The organism is Streptomyces sp. HUAS MG91, from assembly GCF_040529335.1.
GTDB lineage: Bacteria > Actinomycetota > Actinomycetes > Streptomycetales > Streptomycetaceae > Streptomyces > Streptomyces tabacisoli.
Map to the genome: position 1 here is coordinate 2,995,240 of NZ_CP159534.1, position 14,253 is coordinate 3,009,492.

General features: G+C 70.6%; 13 protein-coding genes. 6 read left to right on the top strand and 7 right to left on the bottom strand.

The features are described 5' to 3' along the window. Nucleotides 1-132: 132 nt before the first annotated feature. The 4 genes from ABII15_RS13790 to ABII15_RS13805 all read left to right on the top strand — a co-directional run bounded on the left by ABII15_RS13790 (nt 133) and on the right by ABII15_RS13805 (nt 6,470). Nucleotides 133-2,607: a tetratricopeptide repeat protein gene (locus ABII15_RS13790; RefSeq protein ID WP_353947052.1), complete on the top strand. Its 2,475-nt coding sequence runs from the start codon at nt 133-135 to the stop codon at nt 2,605-2,607. 4 nt (nt 2,608-2,611) lie between these two features. Then, the gene (locus tag ABII15_RS13795; protein WP_353942612.1) at nt 2,612-3,856 is read left to right on the top strand and encodes a protein phosphatase 2C domain-containing protein; all 1,245 of its coding nucleotides are present in this window, start codon (nt 2,612-2,614) and stop codon (nt 3,854-3,856) included. Between the two features lie 59 nt (nt 3,857-3,915). Continuing rightward, complete coding sequence (locus tag ABII15_RS13800) at nt 3,916-5,268, top strand: VWA domain-containing protein (RefSeq protein ID WP_353942613.1); 1,353 nt, start codon at nt 3,916-3,918, stop codon at nt 5,266-5,268. Between the two features lie 89 nt (nt 5,269-5,357). After that, on the top strand, nt 5,358-6,470 hold the full coding sequence (locus ABII15_RS13805) for an FHA domain-containing protein (protein ID WP_353942614.1): 1,113 nt from the start codon (nt 5,358-5,360) through the stop codon (nt 6,468-6,470). A gap of 138 nt (nt 6,471-6,608) precedes the next feature. Here ABII15_RS13805 and ABII15_RS13810 read toward each other — a convergent pair whose 3' ends face one another. Next, nucleotides 6,609-7,598 (bottom strand): methyltransferase domain-containing protein, encoded by a 990-nt coding sequence (locus tag ABII15_RS13810; RefSeq protein ID WP_353942615.1) that lies wholly within the window; start codon nt 7,596-7,598, stop codon nt 6,609-6,611. 83 nt (nt 7,599-7,681) lie between these two features. Here ABII15_RS13810 and ABII15_RS13815 point away from each other — a divergent pair, with 83 nt between their 5' ends. Continuing rightward, a complete protein-coding gene (locus ABII15_RS13815) occupies nt 7,682-8,086 on the top strand; it encodes a globin (RefSeq protein ID WP_353942616.1) in 405 nt (134 codons plus the stop codon). A 54-nt stretch (nt 8,087-8,140) separates the two neighbouring features. Here ABII15_RS13815 and ABII15_RS13820 read toward each other — a convergent pair whose 3' ends face one another. Genes ABII15_RS13820 through ettA form a run of 3 tightly spaced genes read right to left on the bottom strand, consistent with a single transcriptional unit; the run spans nt 8,141 to nt 10,916 of the window. After that, nucleotides 8,141-8,830, bottom strand: coding sequence for a hypothetical protein (locus ABII15_RS13820; RefSeq protein WP_353947053.1), 690 nt, complete (start codon nt 8,828-8,830; stop codon nt 8,141-8,143). A gap of 5 nt (nt 8,831-8,835) precedes the next feature. Further along, a complete protein-coding gene (locus tag ABII15_RS13825) occupies nt 8,836-9,252 on the bottom strand; it encodes a thioesterase family protein (protein ID WP_353942617.1) in 417 nt (138 codons plus the stop codon). Continuing rightward, the gene (gene ettA / locus ABII15_RS13830) at nt 9,252-10,916 is read right to left on the bottom strand and encodes an energy-dependent translational throttle protein EttA (RefSeq protein WP_353942618.1); all 1,665 of its coding nucleotides are present in this window, start codon (nt 10,914-10,916) and stop codon (nt 9,252-9,254) included. Before ettA ends, ABII15_RS13825 begins: the two co-directional genes overlap by 1 nt. Nucleotides 10,917-11,759: 843 nt before the next feature. Between ettA and ABII15_RS13835 the strand changes: the two genes are divergently transcribed. Next, nucleotides 11,760-12,029, top strand: coding sequence for a barstar family protein (locus ABII15_RS13835; RefSeq protein ID WP_353942619.1), 270 nt, complete (start codon nt 11,760-11,762; stop codon nt 12,027-12,029). A 174-nt stretch (nt 12,030-12,203) separates the two neighbouring features. On the opposite strand, the gene ABII15_RS13840 is transcribed toward ABII15_RS13835, so the two are convergent. The 3 genes from ABII15_RS13840 to ABII15_RS13850 all read right to left on the bottom strand — a co-directional run bounded on the left by ABII15_RS13840 (nt 12,204) and on the right by ABII15_RS13850 (nt 13,802). Then, nucleotides 12,204-12,605 (bottom strand): PIN domain-containing protein, encoded by a 402-nt coding sequence (locus ABII15_RS13840; RefSeq protein ID WP_353942620.1) that lies wholly within the window; start codon nt 12,603-12,605, stop codon nt 12,204-12,206. Then, nucleotides 12,602-12,850 (bottom strand): type II toxin-antitoxin system CcdA family antitoxin, encoded by a 249-nt coding sequence (locus ABII15_RS13845; RefSeq protein ID WP_353942621.1) that lies wholly within the window; start codon nt 12,848-12,850, stop codon nt 12,602-12,604. The genes ABII15_RS13840 and ABII15_RS13845 overlap by 4 nt, the downstream gene beginning before the upstream one ends. Before the next feature lie 157 nt (nt 12,851-13,007). Further along, nucleotides 13,008-13,802 (bottom strand): DUF4365 domain-containing protein, encoded by a 795-nt coding sequence (locus ABII15_RS13850; RefSeq protein ID WP_353942622.1) that lies wholly within the window; start codon nt 13,800-13,802, stop codon nt 13,008-13,010. Nucleotides 13,803-14,253: the final 451 nt, after the last annotated feature.

Below are 14,253 nucleotides of genomic sequence, written 5' to 3' on the forward strand. Positions count from 1 at the left end.
ATGGGCGGGGAGCTGTACTGCGACACCTGCGGCCTGAAGCCGCAGGCCGCTCCCGCCGCGGGTCCCGGCGCGGGACCCGCCACGCGTCCCGGCGCCTGCCAGCGGCCCGGCTGCGGCGGCTCCTACGCGGACATGGGCGGCGGCGAGCTGTACTGCGACACCTGCGGGCTGGCCCCGGTCGTGTCGCCGACCGGGATGGTGGCCTCGCAGCCGACCGGCATCGCGGGCGGCGGTTCGCGCGGCTCGCAGAGCTCCCGGTCCTCGGCGCGCTCCACGCGCACGTCGTCGCGCTCCTCGCAGTCGCGCCGGTCGGTCTCGGGGCGGCTGTCGCGCTCGCTGTCCGGGACGTCGGCCTCCCGGTCGGTGTCAGTGCGCAGTTCGGGGGCGAGCGCTAGCAGTTCGGGCCGGGCGCGGCTCGGCGCCGGGCTGGTCCGGGTTCCCGACGTGCCGCGGCCCGACCCGCGCGCGATGGTGCAGGAGAACCCCGAGGTCCCCGAGCGGAAGCGATTCTGCTCCCGCTCGGACTGCGGGGCGCCCGTGGGCCGCTCGCGCGGTGAGCGGGCGGGCCGCACCGAGGGCTTCTGCACCAAGTGCGGGCACCCGTACTCCTTCGTGCCGAAGCTGGGCGCGGGCGACGTCGTGCACGGCCAGTACGAGGTCGTGGGCTGTCTGGCGCACGGCGGTCTCGGCTGGGTCTATCTCGCCGTCGACCGCGCCGTCTCCGACCGCTGGGTGGTCCTCAAGGGCCTGCTCGACACCGGTGACCAGGACGCGATGGCGGCGGCGATCTCGGAGCGCCGCTTCCTCGCGGAGATCGAGCACTCGAACATCGTCCGGATCTACAACTTCGTCGAGCACCTCGACCAGCGCACCGGCTCCATGGACGGCTACATCGTCATGGAGTACGTGGGCGGCAAGTCGCTGAAGGAGATCGCCAACGAGCGGCGCACGCCGGAGGGCCGCCGCGACCCGCTGCCGGTCGAGCAGGCGTGCGCGTACGGCATCGAGGCGCTGGAGGCGCTCGGGCACCTGCACAGCCGCAATCTCCTGTACTGCGACTTCAAGGTCGACAACGCCATCCAGACCGAGGACCAGCTCAAGCTGATCGACATGGGCGCGGTCCGGCGGATGGACGACGCCGAGTCGGCGATCTACGGCACGGTCGGCTTCCAGGCGCCCGAGGTCGCCGAGGTCGGCCCGTCCGTCGCCTCCGACCTGTACACGGTCGCGCGCACCCTCGCCCTGCTCACCTTCGACTTCCAGGGCTACACGAATGTGTTCGTGGACTCCCTGCCCGACCCCGACAACATCGAGGTCTTCCGCCGCTACGAGTCGTTCTACCGGCTCCTGGTGCGGGCCACCGACCCGGACCCGGCCCGTCGCTTCGCCTCCGCGCAGGAGATGGCCGAGCAGCTGACGGGCGTGCTGCGCGAGGTCGTCGCGCTCCAGACGAACCGGCCGCGGCCGGCCCTGTCGACGCTCTTCGGGCCCGAGGTGAAGGTCACGGACACGGAGCTGTTCGGCCGCCTGGACGCCGACGTGTCGCGGCTCGGGGTGCGCGAGGTTCCCGTACGGGCACGGCGGGGCAAGCCGGCCGCGCTGGCTGCGGCGCCCGCGCATCCCGCGCTGCCGCCGTCCCCTTCGGCGCTGGTCAGACCGCTCCAGGCGGTGACCACCGCGCTGGCCCTGCCGGTCCCCCGCGTCGACCCGAACGATCCGAACGCCGGGTTCCTCGCGGGCCTGATGACCTCCGCGCCCGCCGAGCTGATCGCGGCCCTGCACGCGGCCCCCGCCGGCTCCCCCGAACTGCGCCTGCGCGAGCTGCGGGCCCGCCTGGAGATGGGCGAACTCGACGCCGCGGGCCGGGGCCTGGCGGCCCTGGAGGCCGACCACCCCGACGACTGGCGGGTGGTCTGGTACCGGGGTGTGGCCGCGCTCTCGGTGGGCGACCACGCGAACGCGGCGCTGTCCTTCGACGCGATCTACGACGCGTTCCCCGGCGAGCCCGCGCCGAAGCTGGCGCTGGGCGTCTGCGCGGAGGTCCTGGGCCAGTTGGACAACGCGGCGGAGTACTACCGCCTCGTCTGGGCCACCGACCCGAGCTACGTCAGCGCGGCGTTCGGCCTGGCCCGCGTACAGCTCGCCGCCGGTGACCGGGCCGGCTCGGTGCGCACCCTGGAGTCGGTACCCGAGTCCTCCATCCACTACACGGCGGCCCGGGTCGCCGCGGTCCGGGCCCGGCTGCGCGGACGGATGGCGGAGGCCCCCGCCGCGTCGAACGGCGACCCGCTGCTGGGCGACCTGACGGCCGCCGCGGGACAGGTCGAGGCGCTCGACGCGTTCGGCCTCGACGCGGTGCGCCGCGAGCAGTTGTCCACCGAGGTCCTCGGTACCGCGCTCGACTGGGTACTCTCCGGTAGGCAGGGTTCCGGTCAGCCGGCAGGCCCCGCAGGCACGGTGGTGCTCGGCAACGATCTGGACGAGCACGGACTGCGCCTCGGCCTGGAGCGCTCGTACCGGACACTGGCCAGGCTCGCTTCAAGGGGCGAGGAGAGGATCGAACTGGTGGAGCGGGCCAACCGCTACCGCCCTCGGACGTGGGTGTGAGTTGATGTCGCAGACGCACCAGTCGACAGCTATGTCAGTGTGTCCCGCTTGCGAGGAGCCGCTCGAGGAGAGCGACCGCTTCTGCGGGGCCTGCGGATACGATCTTTCGTCGGCGCCCGGGGCGGCGACGCCGGACGACCGTCCGACGCTGACGATGACGCCCGCGCCGGAGGCGGCCGCCGCGTGGCCGGCCGCCCAGGAGCCGGACAGTTCGGACACCCCCGCGCCGGTGCACCAGGCGACCGACCTGGAGGGCATCGAGTCCGGCGGCGGCGCGCCCGATCCCCGTACCGCGACGCCCGAGCAGCTGGAGGCGGCCACTCCGGCGGCCGGCACCAAGCTGTGCGTGGCCTGTCGCGCGGGGCAGGTCGACCCGGACGGCTACTGCGAGAACTGCGGGCACGCCCAGCCGCGCGAACGCGACCACATGGAGCAGGAGTTGGGCGCGGTCGCCGCGGTCAGCGACCGGGGCCTGCGCCACCACCGCAACGAGGACGCGTTCGTGATCTCCTCGGCCGCGCTGCCCGACGGCTCCGCCGCCGTGGTCGCGCTGGTCTGCGACGGGGTGTCGTCCGCGACCCGCCCCGACGACGCCTCGCTCGCCGCGACCCGCGCGGCCAACGAATCGCTGCACGAGTCCCTGCCGCGCGGCACCCACCCGCAGCAGGCCCTGCACGAGGCGATCCTGGCGGCCGCCGAGGCGGTCAACGCGCTGGCGCAGGAGCCCGCGACGGCCCGCGAGCACCAGCCGCACCAGAACGCCCCGGCGTGCACCTTCGTCGGCTCGATCGTCACCCGTGAGCTGCTGGTGGTCGGCTGGGTCGGCGACTCGCGCGCCTACTGGGTGCCCGACGACCGCACCGCGACCGCGGCCCGGCTCACCGAGGACGACTCGTGGGCGGCGCAGATGGTCGCGGCGGGTCTGATGAACGAGGCGGAGGCGTACGCCGACGAGCGCGCCCACGCGATCACCGGCTGGCTCGGCGCGGACGCGTACGAACTGGAGCCGCACACCGCTTCCTTCAAGCCGGACCGGCCTGGTGTGGTGGTGGTGTGCACCGACGGCCTGTGGAACTACGCGGAGTCGGCGGAGCAGATGGCCCGGGCGGTGCCCGCCGACGCGGCCGGACGTCCGCTGCACGCGGCGCAGGTGCTGACCGGGCACGCCCTCGACGGCGGGGGCCACGACAACGTAACAGTGGCGGTCCTGCCGTTCCCGGGGGCCCGGCAGGGGGCAGGATCGGCCTGAGGCCGGCCCGCGCGTCGCTCAGTGCTCAAAGTGATGTTGTCCAGGGGGGACTTGTCATCATGGCCAATTTCTCGAAGCCGACCGTGCCGCAGTTCTCGGTCGAGGTGTACCAGAACGAGTACCTGCCGGAGGGGGGCCGCGAGGTCAACGCGATCGTCACGGTGACCTCCACGGGCGGCGGGACGGTGGGCAGCGCCGTGGGCGCCCCGCACCTGTACAGCCCGGGCGGGACCGTGGACGCCGCGGTCGCGCTGATGGTCGACTGCTCCGGTTCGATGGACTATCCGCCGACCAAGATGCGCGGGGCGCGCGAGGCGTCGGCCGCCGCGATCGACACCCTGCGCGACGGCGTGCACTTCGCGGTGATCGCGGGCACCCACGTCGCCAAGGAGATCTATCCGGGCAACGGCCGGCTCGCCGTGGCCGACGCCACCACTCGCGACCAGGCCAAGCAGGCGCTGCGCAAGCTGTCCGCGGGCGGCGGCACGGCGATCGGCACCTGGCTGCGGCTCGCCGACCGGCTGCTGTACGCGGCGGACTCCTCGGCGTCGATGGTGCGGCACGGCATCCTGCTGACCGACGGGCGCAACGAGCACGAGTCGCCGGAGGACCTGCGGGCGACCCTGGACGCGACCGCGGGCCGCTTCACCTGTGACGCGCGGGGCGTGGGCACCGACTGGGAAGTGAAGGAAGTCACAGGGATCGCCTCGGCGCTGCTCGGCACCGCCGACATCGTCGCCGACCCGGCCCACCTGGCCGCCGACTTCACGCAGATGATGGAGACGGCGATGGGCAAGGAGGTCGCGGACGTGAGCCTGCGCCTGTGGACCCCGCTCGGCTCCGAGATCAAGTTCGTGAAGCAAGTCGCGCCCACCGTCGAGGAGTTGACCGAGCGCCGCACCGAGGCGGGCCCGCGGGCCGGTGACTACCCCACCGGCTCCTGGGGCGACGAGTCCCGCGACTACCACGTCTGCGTCCAGGTCCCCACCGCCGAGCTGGGCCAGGAGATGCTGGCCGCCCGCGTCTCCCTGGTGATCCCGCAGCCGGACGGCTCGGCCCAGACCCTCTCGCAGGGGCTGGTCCGCGCGGTGTGGACGGACGACATGGTGGCCTCCACGTCGATCAACCCGCAGGTCGCCCACTACACGGGCCAGGCGGAGCTGGCACAGGTGATCCAGCAGGGCCTGGACGCGCGCAAGGCGGGCGACGCGGACGGCGCGACGGCCAAGCTGGGCCGTGCGGTGCAGCTCGCGGCGCTCTCCGGAAACGCCGATACGGCGAAACTGCTTTCGAAGGTGGTGGACGTGGTGGACGCCGCGGAAGGTACTGTTCGATTGAAGCCGAAGGTCGCGGAGGCCGACGAGATGACTCTCGAAACCCGCTCCACCAAGACCGTCCGCGTCAAAAAATAGCTTTCACGAACCAGATCACCACCCATCACCACCGATCATCACCACGGCAAGCCCGGGCTTGCTCTTGAAGGAGAGGGGGAAGCGCCGACATGCCGACCTGCCCGAACGGACACCAGTCGGGTTCCGACGACTGGTGCGAGGTCTGCGGTCACCGCATGGCCGGTGCCGTACCCCCGCCCCCGCCGCCGCCTCCGGCCCCCGGTTACGGCTACCCGCCGCAGCAGCAGGCTCCGCAGGGCCCGCCGCGGGCTCCGGAGCTGTGCCCGCAGTGCCGTACGCCGCGTGAGGGCGGTGCGCCCTTCTGCGAGGAGTGCCGCTGGAACTTCCTCACGAACACGGCGACGTCGTACACCCCCGCGGCCCCGAACCCGCCGCTGCCCACGTCGGGCGGCCCGGGCGGCCCTGGCGCCCCTGGTGTGCGCTTCCAGCAGCCGCCGCAGGGCCCCGGTCCCGGTCAGGGTCCCGGCCAGGACCCGTACGAGTACCAGGGCTCGCGCCCCTCGCAGATGAACCGCCCGGCAGAACCGATCCCGCCGGCCCCGTTCGGCAGCGAGCCCTCGGGCCCGGCGCCGTTCCCGCCCGGTCCCCCGCAGGCCTACCAGCCGCCGCCGGCCCAGCCCGGCCCGACGTTCGGCGGCCCCGGTGGGCACGGCGGTCCCGGTGGCCCCGGTGGCACGAGCGGTGACGACTGGACGATCTCCCCGCCGTCGTCGCCCACCACGGCCCCGGACCAGGGCTACCAGCAGCAGCCCCCGCCGCCGTTCCAGCAGCAGCCTCCGCAGCAGCCGCAGGGCCATGTGACGTGGTCGGCGACGATCGGCCCGGACCGCGACTACTTCATGGCGATGATGCAGCGCAGCGGCCCCGAGGCATCGGGCCTGAACCTGCCCGCGTACTCCCCGGAGCAGCAGCGCCCGCTGGTCGGCAACCAGCTCTCGATCGGCCGCCGCCGCCACTCCACGGGCGACACCCCCGACATCGACCTGTCGGTCCCGCCGGAGGACCCCGGGGTCTCCCACCAGCACGCGGTGCTGGTCCAGCAGCCGGACGGCAGCTGGGCGGTGGTCGACCAGAACTCGACGAACGGCACCACGGTCAACGGCGGCGAGGAGCCCATCCAACCCTTCGTCCCGGTCCCCCTCCAGGACGGCGACCGAGTCCACGTGGGCGCCTGGACCACCATCACCATCCACAGAGGCTGACAGAGCCCCGTAAGGGGCGCGGGGAACTGCGCGGCCAGCCACGACGGGCCGGCACCCGACGAAGCACGTCGGGGGGCTCCGGGGGCGCAGCCCCCGGTTTCGGGACGGGAAGGGGCGGCGGGGGCGACTCCTCCCGCCCTACCCCCCACCGGGCAGCTCCCACAAACACCCCGCCCCCGGATCATCCAGCCACACCCACTCGCGCCCCCCACTGACGGTCACCCCGAACCGCTCCCGCCCGGGCCGCCCCTCCCCCTCCCACCACGCAAGCACCTCGGAGACCGCCCGCCACCCCCCGCTCAGGGCGAGCACGAACCGAAACGCGTCATCCCGCGCCACCCGCCGAGGCACCCCACCCTCACCGACCGCGCCGCCGCCCCCTTCCCCCCGCACCGCGACGAAATACGCCGGCGTCGCCAGGAACCGCCCCTGCGCGAACCCCGCGTCCCGCACATCGAGCTCCAGCAACCCGGTAGCCACCGGCGCCAGAATCCGCGCCCCGCTCCGGCACTGCCCCAGCCACCCCACCGGCACCGCCCGCAACGCACACGTAGCCACGATCCGGTCGAACGGCGCCCGCTCGGCACACCCCCGCGCCCCGTCCCCGGTGACGACGGCGGGCCGGTACCCGGCGGCGGCGAGATGCGCCCGCGCCGACTCGGTGATCTCCGGATCGAGATCGACGGTGGTGACGGCCTCGTCCCCGAGCCGGTGCGCGAGCAGCGCGGCGTTGTACCCGGTCCCGGCCCCGATCTCCAGCACCCGGTGCCCGTCGCGCACATCGAGGTCGGCCAGCATCCTCGCCATGAGGGACGGCTGGCTGCTGGAGGAGACGAGTTCGCCGTCCCGCAGCCGGGTGGCGAGCGGCTGATCCGCGTACGCGCCCCGCAGCCACCGCTCGCGCCGCACGGGATCGGGGTCCTCGCCCCACAGCCGCTCGTGGCCGCCGGGCGCCCCGACGAAGTAGTAGGGCACGAAGAGATGCCGCGGGACCTGCTCGAAGGCGTCCCGCCAGCGCGGATCCGCGTCCCAGACGCCGGTCCGGGCGATCTCGCGCACGAGCCCGGCCCGCGCCCGCCCGGCGAGGCCCGCGAGACCGCTCGCTCCGCCGACGCGCTCCTTACCCATACGACCACTGTGCGGCCCGCGCCGGGATTCGGCGAGGTCCTACGCCCCAAGTCCTGGATCTCCGCGTCTGAGACGATGGAGTGGTGACTGAGACCCCGCGCGACACACTCCAGGAGCAGACCTTCTACGAGCAGGTCGGCGGCGAGGAGACCTTCCGCCGCCTCGTGCACCGCTTCTACGAGGGCGTCGCCCAGGACCCGCTGCTGCGCCCCATGTACCCGGAGGAGGACCTGGGCCCGGCCGAGGAGCGCCTCGCCCTGTTCCTGATGCAGTACTGGGGCGGCCCGCGCACGTACAGCGACAACCGGGGTCACCCGCGGCTGCGGATGCGGCACGCGCCGTTCCAGGTGGACCGGGCGGCGCACGACGCGTGGCTGAAGCACATGCGGGACGCGGTCGACGGGCTCGACCTGTCCGAGGAGCACGAGCGGACGCTGTGGAACTACCTGACGTACGCGGCGGCGTCGATGGTGAACACGGCGGGCTGACCCTGCGGGGGCCTTCAGGCAGGGATGACTGCCTTCAGGTAGGCATGACAGCCTTCAGGCAGGCATGACGCCGAGTCCGCCGAGCCCGGCGGTGGCGTCCCGGCGCACGGCCACGGACCCGTAGGCGGTGCGCAGCCGCAGCCACGTCCCGGCGGCCAGCAGGTCCACCGAGGGCCCGCGCAGGAACCCGAGCGAGACGGCCGCGTGCGCGACCCGCACCGGCACTCCGGTCCCGCCCTCGACGATGATCTCCCGGGACCAGATGTCCCGTCCGATGCGATCGAGGGCGGCCCGCGTCCGCGCCTCGGACGCCAGTTCCTCGACCCGCGCGCGGAATTCGCCCACGGCGGTCTTCACGAGCCCGCGCAGTTCATCGGCGGTGGGGAACCCTTCCACCCGCCGCCAGCCGCCCCGCGGGGGCAGCACCCCGGCCCAGGGCGGCCCGGTGACGGCGGCCGGAACGCCCGCCGTGGCGCCGCTCTCGTCGACGGAGTCGAGCAGTTCACCGGCGGACACGGTCACGTCGAGGGCGTCGTCGATCCCGTTCTCGTACGGCTTGAGCAGCCGGGCCGCCCGGATCGCCAGCACCTCGAACGACGGCGGCCGCCCGAACACCGCGAGCGCCTGTCCGCCGGACTGCGCCTGCAGCCGGACGGCGGCCGCCTTGTCGTAGTGCAGCAGCCGGCCGAGGAAGGCGGCGAGGTCCGCCGCCTCCCCGGCATCGGCGAAATACAGCACGGGCACGCTGCTCATGCGGCGAGCGCCTCCGGGTCGCTGTCGTCCCGGTACTCCTGGAGGAACTCCTTCTCCTCGGCGGTGATCCGCCGGGGCCGCTGCGCCTCGAAGTCGAACGGCACGATGACCGTCGAGGCGCGCACGTACACCACGTCCTCGTCCTTGACCTCGTAGGCGAGCGTGAACGAGGCGGCCCGTATCCGGGTCACCCACAGCTCGATGGCCACCGGCGCGTGCCGGTGGACCAACTGCCGCTTGTAGTCGATCTCATGGCGTGCCACGACAGACCCCTGCTGGAAATCCTTGTCCGGCCGGAACAGGAAGTCGATGCGCGCTTCTTCGAGGTACCGAAGAAAGACCACGTTGTTGACGTGGCCGTACGCATCCATGTCCGCCCAGCGCAGGGGGCAGGCGTATACGTGGCGAGCCATCAGCCGCGGGTCAGCTTCTTGTAGGTGGCACGGTGCGGGCGGGCCGCATCGGCACCGAGGCGCTCGACCTTGTTCTTCTCGTACGACTCGAAGTTGCCCTCGAACCAGAACCACTTGGAGTCACCCTCGTAGGCGAGGATGTGCGTGGCCACTCGGTCCAGGAACCACCGGTCGTGGGAGACGACGACGGCGCAGCCGGGGAACTCCAGCAGCGCGTTCTCCAGGCTGCTCAGGGTCTCGACGTCGAGGTCGTTCGTCGGCTCGTCGAGGAGCAGCAGGTTGCCGCCCTGCTTGAGGGTGAGCGCGAGGTTGAGGCGGTTGCGCTCACCGCCGGAGAGCACGCCGGCCGGCTTCTGCTGGTCGGGACCCTTGAAGCCGAAGGCGGAGACGTACGCCCGCGAAGGCATCTCGACCTGCCCGACGTTGATGTAGTCGAGCTCGTCGGAGACGACGGCCCACAGGGTCTTCTTGGGGTCGATGTTGGAGCGGTTCTGGTCGACGTACGAGATCTTGACGGTCTCGCCGACCTTGATCTCGCCGGAGTCCGGCGTCTCCAGGCCCTGGATCATCTTGAAGAGCGTGGTCTTACCGGCACCGTTCGGACCGATGACACCGACGATGCCGTTGCGCGGCAGGGTGAACGACAGGTCGTCGATCAGGACCTTCTCGCCGAAGGCCTTGCTGAGGTGCTCGACCTCGACGACGATGCTGCCCAGGCGCGGGCCCGGCGGGATCTGGATCTCCTCGAAGTCCAGCTTCCGCATCTTGTCGGCCTCGGCGGCCATCTCCTCGTACCGGGCGAGACGCGCCTTGGACTTGGCCTGCCGCCCCTTGGCGTTGGACCGCACCCACTCCAGCTCTTCCCTGAGCCGCTTCTGGCGCTTCTCGTCCTTCTTGCCCTCGACCTTGAGCCGCTCGGACTTCTTGGTGAGGTAGGTCGAGTAGTTGCCCTCGTAGGGGATCGCCCGGCCGCGGTCGAGCTCGAGGATCCACTCGGCGACGTTGTCGAGGAAGTACCGGTCGTGGGTGATCGCGACCACGGTGCCCTTGTACTGGGCCAGGTGCTGCTCCAGCCAGTTCACCGACTCGGCGTCGAGGTGGTTGGTGGGCTCGTCGAGGAGCAGCAGGTCGGGCGCCTCGATCAGGAGCTTGCAGAGCGCGACGCGGCGCTTCTCACCACCGGAGAGGTTGGTGACGGGCCAGTCGCCGGGCGGGCAGCCCAGGGCGTCCATGGCCTGCTCCAGCTGACCGTCGAGGTCCCACGCGTTCGCGTGGTCGAGGTCCTCCTGGAGCTTGCCCATCTCCTCCATGAGCTCGTCCGAGTAGTCGGTGGCCATGAGCTCGGCGACCTCGTTGAACCGCTTGAGCTTGCCCATGATCTCGGCGGCGCCGTCCTGGACGTTCTCCAGCACGGTCTTCGACTCGTCGAGGATCGGCTCCTGCATGAGGATGCCGACGCTGTAACCGGGCGACAGGAACGCGTCACCGTTCGACGGCTGCTCGAGCCCCGCCATGATCTTCAGGACGGTCGACTTACCGGCACCGTTCGGTCCGACAACGCCGATCTTCGCCCCCGGGTACATGCTCAGGGTGACGTCGTCGAGGATCACCTTGTCGCCGTGCGCCTTGCGCGCCTTGCGCATGGTGTAGATGAACTCAGCCAAGAGAAACCGTCCGGCAGTCGAAGTGTGGTCGCGTAAGGGGCCCGCGTGCGCGGCTCCACCGCGCGAGGGCAGATACATCCCATCTTGCCGCATGGCTACTGCTGGGCGGAAACCCGTATCGGGGGATGGCCCTGAGCTGGGGGTTCGGAGCCCGCTCGCGTAGTTGAACCGTCACTTTTGGTCGCCGTCGGTCACCCTTGAGCGACCTCGGACGGCCCAGGGACGATCACTCCGAGCCCCAGCCATCGAGCTTGACCTTCACTTGGCAGTTGTGGGCCGTATGCCAGATGACCCGCCCCGCGACAGCGACCCCCAGGGCGGGCAACTCCATTCCGAGCGGCATGGACGTGACCTCGGCCAGTCCCACGCCACTGGGCACACCGTCGATCCGGATGAGGACCCCGAACCGCTGGCGCCCGATGACTCGACCGGCGACCCGGCTCCCGATCGGCACCTCTTCTGCGGAAGGAAGTTCGAGCTCGGGCTGCTCGACGGCATGGCTGGAATACGCCTCCGAGCTGGGCAGTCGCGCTATGTGGCGACAGCTTGCCCAGGCGCTTCCCCGGGCACGACTCAGCTCCTCGGAACGGTCAGAGGTCAGTGCACGGTGTTCAGCACCGCACGAAAGCCTTCCCCGCCGTACAGGGACTCGTAGTCGATGGCGATACCAAGTCGCCCGGAGGGGACGTCTTCGATCCTTAGAAGTTCGATCTCCACCCCGCCCCGCTTGGGCCTGCCGTATGGAGCGGTGGTGCTCGTGACTGCTGGTTGCCGCCACTGTCCGCTGTCGTTGATGTCACTCCTGGATGTCAGAACGATGCACCCCCGTGCAAGCATGTCGCCGTGATCACCATTGATGTCAGCGAGGTGAGCGACGAGCGCTCTCTCCACCTGCTGCTGATGCGGGAGTTGGACTTCCCGGAGTTCTACGGCAGGAACTGGGATGCCTTCTGGGACGCGATCACCGGCCTGGTCGGCATCCCGGACCGTGTGCGCTTCCTCGGCTGGGATCGGCTCGCGGCCAGGGTTCCCCGCGGGGCCGCCATGCTTCGCCGGGCGCTCGACGGCTACCGAGCCACGTATCAACCGGAGTTCATCGTTGAGTACGCCTAGCGATGAGCAATCTCCAAAGCAACTTGGGTGCTCATCGGCCCTGAGCTGCTACGCCCGTCACCTGCGGTATTGGTCGCTGACGTCCACGGTTGATCGTGGCCCTACTCCGTCACCGGCCGGCGGGTTCCTCGCAACAGGTCCGGCCGAGGCGAGTGCTCCGGATGGACTGACGGGTCAGAGGGGGATGATGCGGACCTGGTTTCCGCAGAGTTTAGTCATGTCGTCGCTGTCGGAGGTCAGGAGGGCGACCGGTTTCGGTTGGCGCAGCGCTACCTCGGCGACTGTGGCGTCAATGGCGTACTTGTGTCCGTGCAGTCCGGCTGCTTTGAGGAGTTCCGCCGCCGCTTTCGCCGCTTGCTCGGTGACCGGCTCCACTTTGACACGGGACAGGGCCCAGTTGAGGCGAGGCATGTTGGTGCGGGAGTAGGTGACTTCCACGATGGTGTTGGCCCCGATCACCAGGTCGGCTCCCATGTCGTAAAAGACCTGCAGCATGGCGAGGAGCTTGCGGTCCTGAGCGATCCAGGCGGAGAGCCCTTCCGAGTCCAGGACGACGGTCTCGATGCGCTCGCTCACGCGGCGTCCGCGCCCTTGGAGGAGTCGCCGTCGCCGAAGATCTTCGCGTGAGCCTCGGTGAGCTCCTCGTCGCTGAAGTGTCCGTGTTCTTCCTCGTGGCGGCGAAGGTCGTCGCCCAGAAGCTGGTGCCGGATCTGGCGGGCTACGGCTTCGGCCACGTAGCCGGAGACGTTGTCGGTGATCTTGCGAAGCTCCGCCACCTGGTCGCTCGGGAGCGTAACGGTGATGCGAGTCGTTGAGGACATGCAGCAAACATACCGGAGTATGCGCGCAGGAGTGTGTGCATTAGTGCACCATCGCCACTCTCCGTGACCCTGGCTTCGCAAAGTGGCTACGGCCTCGGCGTGCGGTGCGAAGCTGCATGAACAAGCTCCTGTGCACCCGGTGCGGTGGAGCCGTAGCTCACGGCCGGCTGGAAGGCTGTCGGGGCCCAGGGGAGTCGCGTTGACCGATTGGCCGTCGCCACCATTCCGTAGATTTGAAACAACCCATCAGCCAATGCGCTTCGGCGATGTCAAGGATGACGTCGCCGACCCACGGGATCGGCTCGAAACGGAGCATCTCCTCCTGGATGCGCACCGGCTCCCAATCCAGGTCGTGGTGGAGAAGGGTCGCATACGGCTCGCCGCGACGCTGCCAGAAGACCATGGGTTCGTGGACTTCGTTCTCAAAGGGTTTGACGATGTCGTCCGGAGCGAACTCCACGTTCGCCATGTCCGCCCATTTGCCGACCCCCTCGCGTTCCCGTGCTAAATAGCACCGCATGACCTGTACGAACGCGTCAAGGCTCGCGTCGTCGAGCACGGATTCCCGGGAGACAACGATCGACTTCACTTTCTTGCGTAGCGCCCTGCCGCGGCGGAGCTGACGAGTCGCATTGGCCCAGAAAAGCCCGCCGCGCTCGGGATCGTGCACTACACAGAGAACGGGAAGGCTGCCATCGCGCCAGTTGTCCCCATGATCGCCGACCGGTACACGGTGCCCTCGTCTGGTTCGGGTCGAAGTCCCTCCCTTCACCTGCACGGTCAGGGAATCCTCCGTACGCTGCCCGTTCCGGACGAAGGTGATGTGCAGGTCCTCGCCGTGGTCGTTGCCGCCGTCTATCTCCTGCACGATGTGGCCGTGTCGTTCCAGTAGCGAACGCACCTCATTCACTGCCATGCGTCCGATACGCCTAGTTTCGGGCACCTTCGGCATATAGCCCTCCCCCTCATGAATATGCGGGGACCAGATTAGGGCCAGGCACTGACACGCATGTACGGATCGAACCCTCGACAACACACGGGTCGACTTCACTCGCCTCTGGGCGCAGTGGGAGCAGCCGCGTGACGTGATGCGCACCGATCCAGGTGTCGGCCACGAGGCCGGCGAGCCACCGGTAATCAGAGCCTGATCCGTCTACCTCGCCTGCGCCACATCCCAGAGACGACCCAAGCCGCCTGGCGCGGCCCCTCACCCGTATCGCTACTGCTGGGCGGAAACCGGTATCGGGGTGGGGCCCTGAACTGCGGGTTCTCCGTGGGCGTCGGTAGCCGGGCGGTCACTTTCGGTCGGCGGGCGGCATGGTCGGTCGGCGCCGTACGACGCCGAGCCGGCCCACCATCCTGTGCGGCGCTCCGGCCGTCACGTCCCGCGAGGGCCCTGCCGC

Bases quoted from the DNA above. Each gene is read 5' to 3' on its own strand.
- ABII15_RS13790 (WP_353947052.1), top strand. From the start codon at position 133: ATGGGCGGCGGCGAGCTGTACTGCGACACCTGCGGGCTGGCCCCGGTC.
- ABII15_RS13795 (WP_353942612.1), top strand. From the start codon at position 2,612: ATGTCGCAGACGCACCAGTCGACAGCTATGTCAGTGTGTCCCGCTTGC.
- ABII15_RS13800 (WP_353942613.1), top strand. From the start codon at position 3,916: ATGGCCAATTTCTCGAAGCCGACCGTGCCGCAGTTCTCGGTCGAGGTG.
- ABII15_RS13805 (WP_353942614.1), top strand. From the start codon at position 5,358: ATGCCGACCTGCCCGAACGGACACCAGTCGGGTTCCGACGACTGGTGC.
- ABII15_RS13810 (WP_353942615.1), bottom strand. From the start codon at position 7,598: ATGGGTAAGGAGCGCGTCGGCGGAGCGAGCGGTCTCGCGGGCCTCGCC.
- ABII15_RS13825 (WP_353942617.1), bottom strand. From the start codon at position 9,252: ATGGCTCGCCACGTATACGCCTGCCCCCTGCGCTGGGCGGACATGGAT.
- ABII15_RS13845 (WP_353942621.1), bottom strand. From the start codon at position 12,850: ATGTCCTCAACGACTCGCATCACCGTTACGCTCCCGAGCGACCAGGTG.
- ABII15_RS13850 (WP_353942622.1), bottom strand. From the start codon at position 13,802: ATGCCGAAGGTGCCCGAAACTAGGCGTATCGGACGCATGGCAGTGAAT.